Below are 15,971 nucleotides of genomic sequence, written 5' to 3'. Positions count from 1 at the left end.
TCTTTTTTGTTTATTCAGTGTAAAATAAATGTAAGCGTTTACAATGAGGAGTGTTAGTACATGAATGATGAAAAAGTACAAAAGGAGACGGCATACATTCATAAGGGCTATCAATCGGCCGATCATCAGGATAGCCTAGCAGTGCCTTTATATCAAACCTCTACATTTGCATTTGATACGGCTGAGCAGGGGGCAAGAAGATTCGCTGGAGAAGAGAGTGGCGGCGTTTACTCTCGTTTAGGAAATCCGACTGTTCGGGTATTAGAAGAACGAATGGCTGCAATAGAATATGGGGAAGGTGCATTAGCATTCGGGTCTGGAATGGCTGCAGTTAGTGCGATTTTAGTTCACTTAACAAAGTCGGGTGATCATATTCTTTGTACACGAGGGATCTATGGTTGTACATTTGGTCTCCTTAATTTATTGAAGGAAAAATATAATGTTTCACATGATTTAGCATTATTAAATTCAGAAGAAGCTATTGAGGCAGCTATAAAACCAAATACTGTTTGTATTTATATAGAAACACCTATTAATCCAACAATGGAAATGGTAGATATCGAATTAATAACGAGAATAGCAAAAAAACATCGCATTCGTGTAGTAGTTGATAATACATTTTCATCTCCTTATTTACAAAACCCATTAAAACTTGGAGTAGATTTTGTTTTGCATAGTGCGACCAAATATATTAATGGACATGGAGATGTTATTGCAGGAATCATTGTTGGGAGTAAAAAAGAAGAAATAGAAGCTATTCGGTTGTCCGTTCAAAAAGATTTTGGCGGTATTATTTCACCGTTTGATGCTTGGTTACTAATTAGGGGAATCAAAACGATGCATGTAAGGATGGATCGGCATACAAAAAATGCAGAAGAAGTTGTGGCGTATTTAAAAACAGCTGCTTTTGTGGAAAATATTTACTATCCGTTTGATGCAAGCAATCCACAATATGAAATTGCCCAAAAGCAAATGAAAGGTGGAGGTGGGCTAATATCATTCACAGTTACCGGTGGATTGAAACATGCGCAAAAGCTCATGAATGAATTGAAGCTTATCAAAATCGCGGTTAGTCTAGGGGATGCCGAAACATTAATCCAACATCCAGCAACGATGACTCACTCGGTCGTACCTGAAAAAGAGAGGCAGGAAATGGGCATCACGGACGGATTACTCCGACTATCTGTTGGTCTCGAGAACTCTATGGACCTAGTAGAAGATTTAAAACAAGCATTCGCTAAACTATAAAAGCAGAGGGGATCAACTCCCTCTGCTTTTCTTAAATATGTTTAACTAGTACTTGAACAAATTGTTCTAAGCCTTTTGCATCTTGTTCCGAAAAACGTTCTTTAATCGGGCTATCAATATCGAGAACACCAACCAATACTCCGTCTTTTACAAGTGGTACTACAATTTCCGATTGGGAAGCTGCATCGCAAGCTATATGACCTGGAAAAGCATGTACATCAGGAACGATAATCGTTTCTAATGTTTCAGCGGCAGTTCCACATACCCCTCTACCAACGGGAATTCTTACACAGGCAGGCAAACCTTGAAACGGTCCTAACACCAATTCGCCATCTTCCATCAAATAAAATCCAACCCAGTTAATTTGATCAAAAAACTGATTTAATAACGCAGAAGCATTACTAAAATTTGCAATCGCATTAGTTTCACCTGTTAAAAGTGCATCTAACTGCTTCGACAACATCGTATAGTTTGCAGTTAAATCTTCTGAATAAGTCGTTTTTGTAAACATAATTTCGTCTCCATTCTACAAATAAATGTGTAAGTCATGATAATACTGGTGTAAGTCTTTTGCTTGGTGAGCATCAGATCCAAAAACTAACGGGATTTCTAATTGCTTTGCTATTTGAATATAAGCTGGTGCTGGATAGCTTTCTAAACAATACGGTTTTGCAAGACCAGCACTATTTACATCTAATTGAAGCTGTTGATTTTTTATCTCCATTAAAATCGATACTATTTCTTCATGGTCATCGACTGTTTCTGGCAATGTATGTTGAAATTTATGAACGAGCGTAATATGACCTATTCGTTTAGGTTTATAAATTCCTAAATCACTCGTTATTGAATCCATCAATGTTTTATAATACAATTTATACACAGCCATCGGATTTCCGACATGTTTCATAAACATTAAAAAAGTGGATTTAGAAAAATCAATACATGTGTAGGTGTTTCGAAAGGCTAAAAAATGTACTGATAAAATCGAATCATCCAAATACATGCCATATGTATTTAAGAAAGAAATAGTGTCTTGTTCAAAACCAGAGATAAAATCTATTTCCAATCCCGTTGATATAACAATATCCTTTTCATAATGTTTTTTCAAACGATCTAAATCAGCAAAGTACGAATCGAGTTGCTTCAAATCCATACAGCTGTCCTTATCGGGTGTTGGGTCAACAAAATTGACCGGTAATGGAGCATGCTCGGTAAATGTAATTTCATGAAAACCATTTTGAATTGCTTTTTCAATATATAAATGGAATGGGTCAAGCGTTCCATGTGGGCAATAGGGCGTATGAATATGACCATCCTTTTTCAATCAAATCTGCCTCCTTTTGATGTTGAAATAGCATTATTTCAAATAATTCATTGCTTTTCTCTTGTTTTATGAAACAATAACATAAAAAGCATGGTAATATATAGAGTAACATTTGAATTAGAATTTTTTGATTTTGGAACAGGGGGCTTACGATGAAGTATATCATCCCAGCAGTCATTATACTTTTAGTAATTGCAGTTTTTGCGTTTATAATAAGAAGAAAACATAATTCAGAGATTGAACGTTTAGAGCACGAAAAACAGCAAATTCAAAACAAACCAATTTTAGAGGAAATGACCAAAGTAAAACAATTGAATATGAACGGTCAAACGGAAGAAATGTTTGAAAGATGGAGAAATACATGGACAGAAATAATGGATGTCCATATGCCAAAAATCGATGTTCTTTTATTTGATGCAGAAGAAAGTATAGACAAATTTATTTTTCCTAAAGCTACTAAAATTGAAAAAGAAATTCAAACATTAATCTCTTCTTGTGACGAAAAAATGTCAGAGATATTAAAAGAACTGGAAGAATTAATAGGGAGTGAAGAGAAAAATAGGATTGAGATGGAGCAGTTAAAAGAGCAACATCGAGCTGCTAGGAAGACATTGTTAGCCCATCAATATTCTTTTGGAGAAACAGTTCCGGCATTAGAAGCAGGATTAGAATCATTTATACCAGATTTTGAGGAATTTGATAAATTGACCGAGACAGGAAATTATTTAAGTGCACGGGAAATTGTGATCACTCTGCAAGACAAGGGGAAAAAGTTCTTCCCTAAATTGCATGATATACCTACCATACTTACAGAAATACAAAATAAAATACCCGCTACTATCCATGAATTACGAAATGGTCAGAAAGAAATGGAAGAAAGTTCTTATTACTTGCAACATCTTGAAATGACAAATAAATTAGAAGAAATTGAAGCAGAGTTAATCGAATTGAAGGCTGCAATTGTAAACCTTCAAGTGGAAAAAACAATCGTAAGAGTGGAAGAAATAAAAGATGAAATGGAAACTTTCTATGATTTATTAGAAAAAGAAGTGCTTGCTAAAAAATACGTTGATCAGCATAAAGAACATACAGCAAGTCGTCTTAAAGAAGTAACAACGGTTACTCGTGCAGTGAGTGAAGAAGCCGCTTATGTCCAACAAAGCTACCGTTTACCAGAGAAAGAGGCTGAAATTCCACAAAGCTGTTTAAAGGAATTAGAAGTGTTGGAGAAAAAGTTTGACCTTCTCTCAGCACGTGTAGAAGAAGAACAATCTGCATACTCTAGCTTACAGGAAGAACTAAACGAAATTGCAGAAGAGCTAGATCGATTATATGAGGAACAAGATCTTTTTGCCAATCGATTAAAAAATCTACGAATCGATGAAAATAAAGCTCGTGAAAAGCTCGATGAATTAAAACATATTTTACACGACACAGATCGTATGTTACAAAAAGCGAACATACCGGGAATACCCGAAGATATGGATGTTCGATTAGAAGAAGCTGAGGAACATATTTATATTGCTATGCAAAGCCTTCAAGAAGTGCCTCTAAATATGACGTTAGTAGATAATTATTTAGAAAAAGCAGAGGCTTGCATGGAGGAAGTGCATAGACGGGCAAAAGAAATGTTAGAAAATGTATTGCTAACGGAAAAGATTATTCAATACGGTAATCGTTATCGTAAAAGCCACCCTACTATACATGCGCGCTTGTTAGAAGCAGAAGAAGCCTTTAGACAACTTAGATATGCAAAAGCGCTAGAAGATGCAGCTACCGCTGTTGAGGAAGTAGAACCAGGCGCATTAAAGAAAATCGAAGTATTAGTTAAGGAAGAGGCATGGCGTACATAACTAGAAAATCTAGTGCATTCAACCCTAGAAACGACAAATGGTTTTGTATACAAACGTGAACCACCTCACTATAAAAGTGAAGGTGGTTTTTTTCCGAAAAGGAGAGGGAAATACAGTGATTTATTTTGATAATAGTGCCACAACGAAAGTGCATCCCGAAGTGATGAAAACCTTTGTAGCAGTAAACGAAAAGTTTTGGGCAAATCCAGCTTCCATACATGAATTCGGTCATCAAACGAACGAATTATTGCAATCAGCTAGAAAACAAGTAGCGGAAATTTTACATACTTCGAATGACAAAATTTATTTTACATCCGGAGGAACCGAATCTAATAATTTAGCCATTTTTGGCTTAGCGAATAAATATAAAAACCGTGGAAGACATGTACTGGTATCGGAAGTTGAACATCCTTCCATACTGGAAGCTGCAAAACAACTAATGAAATCTGGATTTGAGGTACAATGGATTCCAGTAGATTCGGATGGTGTAATTGCGGTGGATGCTGTAAAAAGTCTTCTACGTGCCGATACAATTTTGGTAAGTGTTATGCATGTTAACAATGAAACAGGAGCGATTCAACCAATTCAAGAGCTTGCCGCGTATATAAGAAAGAATAGCCGAGCGTTAATCCATGTGGATGCGGTGCAGAGCTTTGGAAAACTACCGGTACATTTTCAAATCTTAGATGTGGATGCTATAACGATTTCTTCTCATAAAATTCACGGTTTAAAAGGTTCAGGTTTACTTGCATTAAAAAAATTTATCGAAGTGGAACCTATCCTTTTTGGAGGTGGACAAGAATTTGGTATTCGTAGCGGAACAACACCAGTACCTTTAGCAGTTTGCACCGCAAAAGCTGTGAGACTTGCCAATGATAACTTGGAAGCAAACGCCGAGAAGATGAAACAGCTGACAGAAGATCTTATTCCTTTTTTAAAATCTTTTCCTTCGATTAATATAATTTCATCTTCGAATAGAGCACCACATATTGTTTCCTTTTCTGTGCGAAAAATAAAAGGAGAAGTTCTTATTAATGCTTTACAGCAAAAAAATGTTATAGTTTCTACAAGTAGTGCTTGCTCATCTAGACAGACAAAAACAAGTCATGTTTTAAAAGCAATGCATTTACAGGATGAATATATAAAAGGAGTTATTCGCCTAAGCTTTAGCTCACTCAATACACAAGAAGAAATAAATCAGTTCAAAAAAATATTTACAAATGTAATGAATGTCATTAAAGGAGATTAGTTTTTATGAAATGGGAAAAAATATTAGTAAGATACGGTGAATTGTCAACAAAAGGAAAAAACAGAAAACAGTTTATATCACATCTTCGAAACAACATAAAATTTTCTTTTGTAGATTTACCAAATATTAAAGTACATGCAGAAAGAGATCGAATGTTTTTAACATCATCAGATGACGCAGAAATAGAAGCATTAATAGGGCGATTACCCAAAATATTTGGGATTCAATCATTTAGCCCAGTTGCTTCATGTTCAAAGGAACTAGAAGATATCCAAGCAACTGCACTTCAAATAATGGAAAGCTTAGATAGTGAAAACAAAACATTTCGTGTAACCGTGAAGCGTTCCGATAAAAAGTTTCCACTGGATACATATGAATTGCAAACGACAATAGCAAGTCACGTATTAAGACAATTTCCATCTTTAAAAGTACAATTAAAAAAACCGGAAATAGATTTACGTATTGAAGTGCTAGTAGATGCTGTGTATATGATGGCACAAGTAATCCCTGGAGCAGGCGGGATGCCACTTGGCTCAAATGGTCGTTCGCTTTTGATGCTTTCGGGTGGAATTGACAGTCCAGTAGCAGGATATATGCTTTTAAAGCGTGGAGTAAGATTAGATGCAATCCATTTTCATAGTCCACCGTTTACAAGTGAGCGTTCCAAAGAAAAAGTGATGGATCTTGCAAACCAATTAAGCCATTTTGGAGCAACTGTAAGGCTTCATGTTATTCCATTTACAGAAATCCAACAAAGTATAGCGGCTCAAATTCCAGAAAATGTATCTATGACTACGACAAGAAGAATGATGTTGAAAATTGCTGATTTGGTACGAGAAGAAATTGGCGCGTTAGGAATTGTAACTGGAGAAAGTTTAGGTCAAGTAGCAAGCCAAACACTCGAAAGCTTGACTGCCATTAATGCAGTGACATCCACTCCAGTATTTAGACCACTCATTTCAATGGACAAATTAGATATTATAGATATTGCCCGGGAAATAGGAACTTATGAGACGTCTATATTACCATATGAAGACTGCTGTACAATATTCACTCCTTCTTGTCCTAAAACAAAACCTAAGCTTGAGAAAGTGGAATACTACGAGAGCTTTAAGGATTACGATGACTTAATAAAAGAGGCAGTAGAAAATAGAGAAGTTTATTCATTCCCTAATAAAAAGAAAAATGAATTTGAAAATCTTCTTTAAAAAGTAGAAAAATATACCTTTTCACCTCATGTATGAATTTAGAGAAAACGACCATTCTAAATTCACAAGGAGGTGAGAGACATGTCAAACAACAATAATAACTCAAATCAACTTTTAGTTCCAGGAGTAAGACAAGCGATTGATCAAATGAAATATGAAATTGCTCAAGAGTTTGGAGTACAATTAGGAGCTGACGCATCATCGCGTGCCAACGGATCCGTAGGCGGAGAAATTACAAAGCGATTAGTGCGACAAGCCCAATCACAAATGGACGGTTATAGTAAATAAGAAAGCAGGTAAACCGGTAGCTTAGGCTACCGGTTTATTGTGTGTGAAATGAACAGTATAGAGATAATGCGTCCGCGTTGCAGCGGAGATCCAAGCGGTAACTAACTATGACACACTATTCCTGAAAATGGTAACCGCTATATATTCAGAAAGTTATTTTTATATTTAACAATCTAATAACATCCTTTATAATTAGTATAATATGTAGAGGAGGAATAATTTTGAACAAACAAGATTTGATCGCACCAGCGCATTATAACTTAGTAACTGAGTTTGAAAAATATAGTATAAACGAAGAAAAATTAGCGCTTATTTGGGAGTCCGAAAAAGGAGAAACAAAAAAGAGCACTTATAAACAGTTAATCCAACGAGCGAACAAAATTGCAAATGTATTTACTCGAAATGGCCTTAAAAAAGGGGATATCGTACTAGTGATGGTACCTCGATTAATAGAAGCATACGAAGTATACGTAGCAGCTTTAAAAGCCGGATTAGTTGTTATACCGAGTTCAGAAATGCTAAGAGCAAAAGATATTGAATATCGACTTGTTCATAGTGGAGCAAAAGCGATTATTGCATATGAACCATTTTTGGACCAATTTAACGAAGTATCAAACTTAGACGATAAACTATTATTTGTAATTGGAAATAGTCAAGATTGTTGGAAGTCCTTAACAGATGAAATGTCTAGTGAAGATGATATTTTTCAATTAGTAGATACACTAAAAGACGATATGGCATTCATTTCATATACAAGTGGGACAACTGGAAATCCAAAAGGTGTGGTACATACGCATGCTTGGGCATATGCACATTTACGTACATCTGGACCAAATTGGCTAAGTATACAAGAAGGAGATGTCGTTTGGGCAACTGCAAGTCCAGGGTGGCAAAAATGGATTTGGAGCCCGTTTCTCGCGGTTCTTGGAAGTGGTGCAACTGGATATGTATACAACGGGAAATTTGAACCAAATACGTATTTAAATAATATTCAAAAGAAAAAAGTAAATGTGCTTTGTTGCACCCCAACCGAATATAGAATTATGGCAAAAGTAGAAGGCTTAACGAATTATGATCTTTCTTCCCTTCATAGCGCAGTTTCTGCTGGGGAACCACTAAATAGAGAAGTAATTGATATTTTCGCAAAAAATTTCAATCTTGAGGTCCGCGATGGATATGGTCAAACAGAAAATACATTGCTCGTTGGAACGATGAAAGGAATGGAAGCTAAACCGGGTTCTATGGGGAAACCGACTCCAGGGAATACAGTAGAAATTATTAATGAACATGGAGAAATTTGTGCCCCAGGTGAAGTAGGAGATATTGCAGTGCATATAGAAACACCAGCACTCTTTAAGGAATATTTAAAAGATCCTGAACGTACTGCGATGCAATTTAGGGGCGACTATTATGTAACAGGTGACCAAGCAAAAAAAGATGAGGATGGCTATTTTTGGTTTGAAGGTAGAAGTGACGATATCATTATTAGTTCAGGCTACACCATTGGACCTTTTGAAGTAGAAGACGCTTTAACAAAACATCCAGCAGTGCAGGAATGCGCTGTAATTGGTAGTCCAAATGAAATCCGAGGAACAATTGTAAAAGCTTTTGTTGTCCTACTTGACCCGGCTAATGAAGGTTCACCTGAATTAGTGAAAGAACTCCAAGATCATGTGAAAACTATCACTGCTCCATATAAGTATCCTAGAGAAATAGAGTTCGTAAAAGAATTACCGAAAACAACTTCCGGAAAAATTAGAAGAGTCGAGTTAAGACAAAGAAAACAATAAAAGCACCTATTATAAAAATAAGAAAACGCGGAGGACTAATGTTCTCCGTGTTTTTCCTGTTTACTTTAATTCGTTAAAGCAATATAATGAATCTATTATTTTCGCGTGGAAAAAATAAGGAGATGGGGAAGTGCAAAAAGAAGAAAAACAAGGAATTATTATAGTTGCAGTTGCATATGTTTTATGGGGATTCATGCCAATCTTTTGGAAGTTACTCAATCATGTGTCGAGTGATGAAATCTTAGCAGGTCGTGTTATTTGGTCCTTCGTATTTACTTTGTTACTTGTTGTCATTGGTCGGAATTATAAGCAGCTCGTAATGGATATACAGGAATTATGGAAGGACCGAAAAGCTTTTTGGAGTTTAGTGCTTGCTTCCTATTTAGTAACTGGAAATTGGTTTATATTCATCTACGCTGTGAATGCAGGATACATAGTTCAAACGAGTCTAGGTTATTACATTAATCCATTGCTTTCCGTCTTACTCGGAATTATCTTTTTAAAAGAAAAATTATCAAGAGCACAAGTATTAGCCGTAATAATTGCAGCTATCGGCGTACTCATTTTATCTATTTCCTATGGTCAAGTACCATGGATTTCTTTTTCATTAGCGATTACATTCGCTTTTTATGGATTGATTAAAAAGACGTTAAAAGTGGATGCGCTTAGAGGGTTAACGATTGAAACTTTCTTCGTCCTACCAGTAGCACTAATATATTTTGCATACTTAGTTGCGACCGGGAAAGCTGTATTTTTTTCAACGGATATGCTGACAGTGATATTGCTTTTGTTAACAGGTGTTGCAACTGCTGTTCCACTTATCTTATTTGCTAAAGGAACAAAAAAAATTCCATTGTACATGTCTGGATTTATACAATACATAGCACCAACGCTAATGCTTTTAATCGGTGTCATCATCTATAAAGAACAGTTTAGTAAAATCGAGTTTTTGTCTTTTTCATTTATTTGGTGTGCACTTATATTGTTTACTGCCTCGAAAATTATGGAAGTGCGGAAACGTAAATAGAATTTATTTTAACGATTTGTGAAACATTTAGCTATTATTTACGTAAGTAAAGAGAATACCAAAAGGAGGAAAATAGTATATGAATACAAAACGATGGTTTGCTATTTTAGGAGCATCTGTATTATTAGTTATTTCTTTAGGCGTCAATACGATGTCTAGTATATTTTCAAAGGACTGGAGTACTATGTTAGATGAGTTTGCGGCTGTTTCTAGTGCCGATTTTTTCGAAACGGTATTAGAAGATGGCAGTATGAATGAGCGTATCGCATTATTAAAAGTCGATGGAGTAATACAAGATACTGGGAGTACTACTTCTCTTTTTGCTGCAGAAGGATACAATCACCAATTCTTTTTACAACAATTAGAACAAGTAAAAGCGGACGACTCAGTAAAAGCAATTGTCCTCCAAGTTAATTCTCCTGGTGGTGGTGTTGTAGAATCTGCAGAAATTTACCGCGAAATTAGAGAAATACAAGAAGAAACAGAAAAACCAATTTATGTATCGATGGGCAGTATGGCAGCATCAGGAGGATATTATATTTCAGCATCAGCTGATAAAATCTTTGTCAATAAAGAAACGATGACAGGATCCATTGGTGTTATTATGCAAAGTATTAACTATGGAAAATTAGCTGAAAAATACGGCGTCGAATTTGTAACGATTAAATCAGGTCCTTATAAAGACATTATGAGTCCAACGAGAGAAATGACAGAAGTAGAAAGAAATATGATGCAGGAAATGCTAAATGATTCTTATGAAGAATTTGTCGATATTATTGAACAAGGTCGAAATATGACGGAAGCAGAAGTGAAAAAAATAGCAGATGGTCGAATCGTCAATGGTCGACAAGCCATCGAAGCAGGACTTGCTGACGATTTTGGATTTTTAGAAGACGTAATTGCGGCGATTAAAACAGATTATGACCTAGAAAATGCGGAAGTGTTTGAATATAGTCATTCCCAAAGTTTTGGTTCATTATTTAAGATGAAAGCACAATCATTATTAGGTGTTGATATGGAAACAAAACTGATCGGAAAGTTAATCGCTGATAATAATGCACCTAAAATGATGTACCTATATGGAAATAATTAAGGAGGGATTTAAATGAGTGAGATTATACAGCCAGATGAACAAAACGTGCAAGAAAAAGCACTGCAAACTGAGCAAGTAGTTGTTCATCGTACGGTGGAATATGAGCATAAAGCTGCTGGTTTTTGGATTCGATTTTGGGCTTACACGGCGGATATCCTCATATTAGCTTCCATCGGTATGTTGATCATCAAACCTGTATTTCGACTTTTCTCATTAGAGCTAAATAATCCAGTTTGGTATGCGCCATTTAGCCTTATTACTGCGCTTCTTTTCTATGCCTATTTTGTTTTAATGACTAAATTTTGTAGTCAAACAGTTGGGAAAATGATATTCGGTATTCGTGTTGTTTCAAAAAATGGAGCTAAACTAACATGGGGGACAGTTCTTTTTAGAGAATGGATCGGGAGACTTATCTCTATTATTCCTTTAAATCTTCCCTATCTAGCAGTCGCGTTTACACCGAAAAAACAAGCAATTCATGATTTTATCGCAGATACGTTAGTTGTTCACGAATCAGTCTATGATAAAACTGAAAAACATGTATATGAACATCCTGCGGTTGCAAAAGAGTTGCAAGAACAGAACGTATTCTAGTAAGATGAAGGTAATGAAAAAGGAGGCTACATATTTATGGCACAAGTAACATTTAAAAACAATCCTGTAACTTTAGTTGGTCAAGAAGTAGTAGTAGGAGAAAAAGCACCTAACTTTACGGTGTTAGCAAATGATTTATCACCTGTAACGCTACAAGATTCTGCAGGTAAAGTACGTTTGATCAGTGTAGTCCCATCTTTAGATACAGGTGTTTGTTCAATACAAACAAACAAATTCAATGAAGCTGCTGCTAGTTTAGGTGATGATGTGGTGATTTTAACAATCTCTGTTGACTTGCCGTTTGCTCAAAAACGTTGGTGTGGTGCAAATGCTGCAGATGCTATTCAAACGCTTTCTGATCACCGTGACTTTTCATTCGCAGAGGCATTCGGTGTTGGTATGAAAGAATTACGTTTACTAGCACGTTCTGTATTCGTAGTGGACAAAAATGATGTTGTTACTTATGCAGAATATGTTAGCGAAGGAACAGAACATCCAGATTATGATAAGGCGTTAGAAGCTGTAAAAGAAGCAACAAACAAATAAATAAAAAACAAACCCACTTATTCAATTTTGTATTGGCAGTTTGAGGCTTAGACTAGAATTAGCAGGGAGCTTAAGCTCCCTGCTAATTCTAGTTAAGTGGGTTTTATTTGAGGGATGTATATATGCACACAAATGTAGAACAAATTTTTACGTTTATTGATCAAGAAAGCACGTTTATAGAAGAACAACAATCTGCTACCTATTTAGAAGGGATAGTATATGCACTAGAATTATGGCTAGAAGAGAAAAAAGTACCAGTAGTCGCGAATCCGACGAAAGAACAAATTCGAAAAGCAATTCAACTGGCAATTTTAAAAGGTATGAAGACAACTGCTCAAGTGAATCACCAAATGACACCAGATGCAATTGGACTTCTAGTAAGTTATTTCGTAAAAGAAATGACCAAAAGTAAAAAAGACTTATCCATTTTGGATCCAGCATTTGGAACAGGAAATTTGCTTTATACAGTGATGAATGCACTGTCTACTGAAAATGAAGCATACGGTGTAGAGATTGATGAGTTATTAATTCAATTAGCTGCCCAAACTGGTGAATTGCTTGCACATGATATTCAACTCTTCCGACAAGATGCTTTAAAACCATTATTGATAGATCCTGTAGATATAGTAGTAAGTGATTTACCAGTTGGATATTATCCAGATAATGAAACAGCCCAGGACTATTTTTTGCATAGTGAAGAGGAAATGTCTTATGCACATCATTTGTTCATCGAACAATCGATGAAGCATGTAAAGCCAGGTGGATATTTATACTTTTTAGTGCCGAACACTATTTTTGAATCTAAACAAGCGCCACAACTTCATAAATTTATTAAAGAAAATGGATGGATTCAAGCGGTCATTCAATTCCCAGCTTCTATTTTTAAAACAAAAGGACAAGAGAAAAGCTTGTTGATTTTGCAAAAGAAAAGCGAAGAATTAAAAGCTCCACGGGAAGTGTTGCTTGCAAAAGTTCCGAATATGACGAATAAAGAAGCGATGGAATTGTTCTTCCAAAAAATAGACATATGGCAAGAAGAAAACGCAAAATAAGAAAGTATAGCATTACTCGAAAAAAGTGTGTAGAGATGTGTTAAAGACGCACCCCTACACACTTTTCATTTATAACAACCAATGCGTTTTCAATTAATCCGGTATTTCTTCTGTGCGAACTACTAATACGTCGCATGTTGCTGAGCGTACGATATACTCAGATACACTACCGATTAGAAATCTTTCCATTGCATTAAGACCAGTAGCACCACAGATAATTAAATCTGCTTCCACTTTTTTCGCAAGGTCTTTCGAAATCATTGTTTTAGGTGAACCATAGTCCACAATAATATTTACATTTTGCACTCCGACAGCATTTGCCTCTGTTTTATACTTATCAAGCAAATCCTCTGCAAACGCTTGCGCTCTTTCTGCAATAGAGCGATCATATGCTTCTATGGCAGCAAATGATCTTGTATCGATGATATTTACTAGATTTAATGTTGCATTGTTTCGTGCAGCAATAGAAGCTGATTTTTTAAATGCATATTCCGCCTCTTTTGAACCATCGACAGCAACTAGAATTTGTTTATATTTCAATGTCATGATTAAAACCTCCTTGTTCTTTATATATTTATATTTCGATATTAATTAGCATATTCCTGCTTTTTTCATTATTTATTTTTATAGAAATAGGTATATGAGATTTTATTATTTAAATTATTGAAGCATTATGAATATAGAAGTGATAAAATGGAATTGTTCGAAAATGATTTACGTTGCTAGACGAATCATTCATCCAACAATATCGTATTACATAGGGGGATATAGAAATGCGTATTGGAATTCCAAAAGAAACGAAAAACAATGAAAATCGTGTTGCAATGACACCGGCAGGGGTAGTAAGTTTAACGCATTTTAATCATGAAGTATATATTGAAACAGGTGCTGGATTAGGTTCAAGCTTTACAGATCAAGATTATACGGATGCCGGGGCAACTATTGTTCAAACGGCACAAGAAGCATGGGACCAAGAAATGGTGATGAAAGTAAAAGAACCAACACACGAAGAATTTGATCTTATTCGAGAAGAATCTATTCTTTTCACATATTTACATTTAGCACCAGAAGAAGATTTGACAAGAGTACTTCTAGAAAAGAAAGTAACAGCTATAGCGTACGAAACGGTTCAGCTTTCTAACAATACACTCCCATTATTATCACCGATGAGTGAAGTAGCTGGGCGTATGGCAACTCAAATTGGTGCCCAATATTTAGAACAGATTAACGGTGGGAAAGGGATACTGCTTGGTGGGGTGCCAGGAGTTCCAAGGGCGAAGGTAGCTATAGTAGGTGGTGGTATTGCTGGAACAAATGCCGCTAGAGTGGCTTTAGGTATGGGCGCACAAGTAACGATTATTGACTTAAATCCAGATCGCCTTCGTCAGTTGGAAGATTTATTTGGAAGTAATGTACAAACATTAATTTCTAACCCATATAATATTGGAGAAGCAGTAAAAGAAGCGGATTTAGTTATCGGAGCAGTTCTTATTCCGGGGGCAAAAGCACCGAAGCTTGTTTCAGAAGAAATGATTAAATCGATGACTCCAGGGTCTGTTGTTATTGATATTGCCATTGATCAAGGTGGAATTTTCGAAACCTCTGACCGAATTACAACACATGATAATCCAACATATGAAAAGCATGGTGTTGTGCATTACGCTGTAGCAAATATGCCAGGAGCAGTTCCTAGAACGTCTACAATGGCACTAATTAATGCCACTGTTCCTTATGCACTTCAAATTGCAAATAAAGGGTATAAACAAGCTTGTTTAGATAATCTAGCTTTACAAAAAGGTATTAATACATTAGCAGGACATGTCACGTTCAAAGCAGTAGCAGAAGCACAGGGGTTACCTTATGTAGATGTTGCAACTCTTTTGAACTAATAGTAGTATAAATTATCGCCCAAGTCTTTAAAAGGATTTGGGTGATTTCTAATTTTGCACAATAATGGAGTTGGATAAATGATTTATATTTACGTAGGTTTAGCAGGTGCATTAGGTGCAATTTCACGATATTTAGTGGGGCTCATCCTTTTTCCAGATACTCATTTTCCTTTTGCTACATTAGTCATAAATTTAGTTGGTTGCTATACTCTAGCATATTTAACTTCTAGAGTATTTCGAATTTCTAGTCAGTTAAAGACCGTGATTGGGAACGGATTTATAGGAGCGTTTACGACTTTTTCTGCATTTAGTGTGGAGACCGTGAAGTTATTTGAACAAGAAAAAGTGTTATTTGCTTTCGTTTATATCGTTTTAAGCATAGTTGGGGGAACAGTCATGAGCAATTTAGGTTGGAAAAAAGAGGTGGAAGAATGAATTTTTACTACATGATTGCCGTAGGAGCTGGTGGATTTTTAGGGACAGTAGCTAGATACTATATGTCCCAAAAGTTGAACAAAACACTTGAGCATCGTTTGCCTTTAGGAACACTTACTGTTAATCTCCTCGGTTCATTCCTCCTCGGATTTATCATGAGTATTGGCTTAAAGGATATTTATACTTTACTTATTGGGACTGGTTTTCTAGGTGCTTTTACCACTTTTTCTACTCTCCATAAAGAACTGTTCATCCTTCAAAAATATCCGCGAAAATGGTTGATATACTTTGTCATTACTTACGTAGGAGGATTGGCGCTTGCATTTCTTGGCTATTTTTTAGGTAGATAAAAAGCACTCTGCGCAGAGTGCTTCA

The 15,971-nt window shown here is 35.8% G+C and carries 17 protein-coding genes; 14 read left to right on the top strand and 3 right to left on the bottom strand.

Features of this window, described 5'->3' with window-relative positions:
- The first annotated feature begins 60 nt into the window (after positions 1 to 60).
- A complete protein-coding gene (megL, locus tag ACIQYS_RS01895) occupies positions 61 to 1,248 on the top strand; it encodes a methionine gamma-lyase (RefSeq protein ID WP_402974016.1) in 1,188 nt (395 codons plus the stop codon).
- Between the two features lie 31 nt (positions 1,249 to 1,279).
- On the opposite strand, the gene ACIQYS_RS01890 is transcribed toward megL, so the two are convergent.
- Positions 1,280 to 1,759 (bottom strand): GAF domain-containing protein, encoded by a 480-nt coding sequence (locus ACIQYS_RS01890; protein ID WP_402974013.1) that lies wholly within the window; start codon positions 1,757 to 1,759, stop codon positions 1,280 to 1,282.
- 15 nt (positions 1,760 to 1,774) lie between these two features.
- Positions 1,775 to 2,572: a histidinol-phosphatase HisJ gene (gene hisJ, locus ACIQYS_RS01885; RefSeq protein ID WP_402974010.1), complete on the bottom strand. Its 798-nt coding sequence runs from the start codon at positions 2,570 to 2,572 to the stop codon at positions 1,775 to 1,777.
- A gap of 152 nt (positions 2,573 to 2,724) precedes the next feature.
- Between hisJ and ezrA the strand changes: the two genes are divergently transcribed.
- The 10 genes from ezrA to ACIQYS_RS01835 all read left to right on the top strand — a co-directional run bounded on the left by ezrA (position 2,725) and on the right by ACIQYS_RS01835 (position 13,272).
- Positions 2,725 to 4,425, top strand: coding sequence for a septation ring formation regulator EzrA (gene ezrA / locus ACIQYS_RS01880; protein ID WP_402974007.1), 1,701 nt, complete (start codon positions 2,725 to 2,727; stop codon positions 4,423 to 4,425).
- Between the two features lie 115 nt (positions 4,426 to 4,540).
- Positions 4,541 to 5,674, top strand: a complete 1,134-nt coding sequence (locus tag ACIQYS_RS01875; protein WP_402974004.1) for a cysteine desulfurase family protein — start codon at positions 4,541 to 4,543, stop codon at positions 5,672 to 5,674.
- Between the two features lie 5 nt (positions 5,675 to 5,679).
- Positions 5,680 to 6,882: a tRNA uracil 4-sulfurtransferase ThiI gene (thiI, locus tag ACIQYS_RS01870; RefSeq protein WP_402974001.1), complete on the top strand. Its 1,203-nt coding sequence runs from the start codon at positions 5,680 to 5,682 to the stop codon at positions 6,880 to 6,882.
- An 81-nt stretch (positions 6,883 to 6,963) separates the two neighbouring features.
- Positions 6,964 to 7,170, top strand: coding sequence for an alpha/beta-type small acid-soluble spore protein (locus tag ACIQYS_RS01865; protein ID WP_402973998.1), 207 nt, complete (start codon positions 6,964 to 6,966; stop codon positions 7,168 to 7,170).
- A gap of 221 nt (positions 7,171 to 7,391) precedes the next feature.
- Entirely contained in the window at positions 7,392 to 8,960 is a 1,569-nt protein-coding gene (gene mbcS / locus ACIQYS_RS01860; RefSeq protein ID WP_402973995.1) for an acyl-CoA synthetase MbcS, read from the top strand.
- 130 nt (positions 8,961 to 9,090) lie between these two features.
- On the top strand, positions 9,091 to 9,987 hold the full coding sequence (gene rarD / locus ACIQYS_RS01855) for an EamA family transporter RarD (protein ID WP_402973992.1): 897 nt from the start codon (positions 9,091 to 9,093) through the stop codon (positions 9,985 to 9,987).
- Between the two features lie 79 nt (positions 9,988 to 10,066).
- Positions 10,067 to 11,080 carry a signal peptide peptidase SppA gene (sppA, locus tag ACIQYS_RS01850; RefSeq protein ID WP_402973989.1) on the top strand — a complete coding sequence of 338 codons (1,014 nt, stop codon included), beginning with the start codon at positions 10,067 to 10,069 and terminating at the stop codon, positions 11,078 to 11,080.
- A 12-nt stretch (positions 11,081 to 11,092) separates the two neighbouring features.
- Complete coding sequence (locus ACIQYS_RS01845) at positions 11,093 to 11,674, top strand: RDD family protein (protein ID WP_402973986.1); 582 nt, start codon at positions 11,093 to 11,095, stop codon at positions 11,672 to 11,674.
- Positions 11,675 to 11,710: 36 nt separating this feature from the next.
- The gene (gene tpx / locus ACIQYS_RS01840) at positions 11,711 to 12,220 is read left to right on the top strand and encodes a thiol peroxidase (protein WP_402973983.1); all 510 of its coding nucleotides are present in this window, start codon (positions 11,711 to 11,713) and stop codon (positions 12,218 to 12,220) included.
- A gap of 122 nt (positions 12,221 to 12,342) precedes the next feature.
- The gene (locus tag ACIQYS_RS01835) at positions 12,343 to 13,272 is read left to right on the top strand and encodes a class I SAM-dependent methyltransferase (RefSeq protein ID WP_402973980.1); all 930 of its coding nucleotides are present in this window, start codon (positions 12,343 to 12,345) and stop codon (positions 13,270 to 13,272) included.
- 93 nt (positions 13,273 to 13,365) lie between these two features.
- Here ACIQYS_RS01835 and ACIQYS_RS01830 read toward each other — a convergent pair whose 3' ends face one another.
- Positions 13,366 to 13,818 (bottom strand): universal stress protein, encoded by a 453-nt coding sequence (locus tag ACIQYS_RS01830; RefSeq protein ID WP_402973977.1) that lies wholly within the window; start codon positions 13,816 to 13,818, stop codon positions 13,366 to 13,368.
- 227 nt (positions 13,819 to 14,045) lie between these two features.
- Here ACIQYS_RS01830 and ald point away from each other — a divergent pair, with 227 nt between their 5' ends.
- The 3 genes from ald to crcB (ACIQYS_RS01815) all read left to right on the top strand — a co-directional run bounded on the left by ald (position 14,046) and on the right by crcB (ACIQYS_RS01815) (position 15,946).
- A complete protein-coding gene (gene ald / locus ACIQYS_RS01825; protein WP_402973974.1) occupies positions 14,046 to 15,161 on the top strand; it encodes an alanine dehydrogenase in 1,116 nt (371 codons plus the stop codon).
- Positions 15,162 to 15,239: 78 nt separating this feature from the next.
- Positions 15,240 to 15,596, top strand: coding sequence for a fluoride efflux transporter CrcB (gene crcB, locus ACIQYS_RS01820; RefSeq protein ID WP_402973971.1), 357 nt, complete (start codon positions 15,240 to 15,242; stop codon positions 15,594 to 15,596).
- Positions 15,593 to 15,946, top strand: coding sequence for a fluoride efflux transporter CrcB (gene crcB, locus ACIQYS_RS01815; RefSeq protein ID WP_402973968.1), 354 nt, complete (start codon positions 15,593 to 15,595; stop codon positions 15,944 to 15,946). The genes crcB (ACIQYS_RS01820) and crcB (ACIQYS_RS01815) overlap by 4 nt, the downstream gene beginning before the upstream one ends.
- Positions 15,947 to 15,971: the final 25 nt, after the last annotated feature.

It is taken from the genome of Psychrobacillus sp. NPDC096426, from assembly GCF_044762745.1.
GTDB lineage: Bacteria > Bacillota > Bacilli > Bacillales_A > Planococcaceae > Psychrobacillus.
Note: the sequence above shows the minus strand (reverse complement) of the source record. Positions and strands in the feature narration are given on the sequence as shown.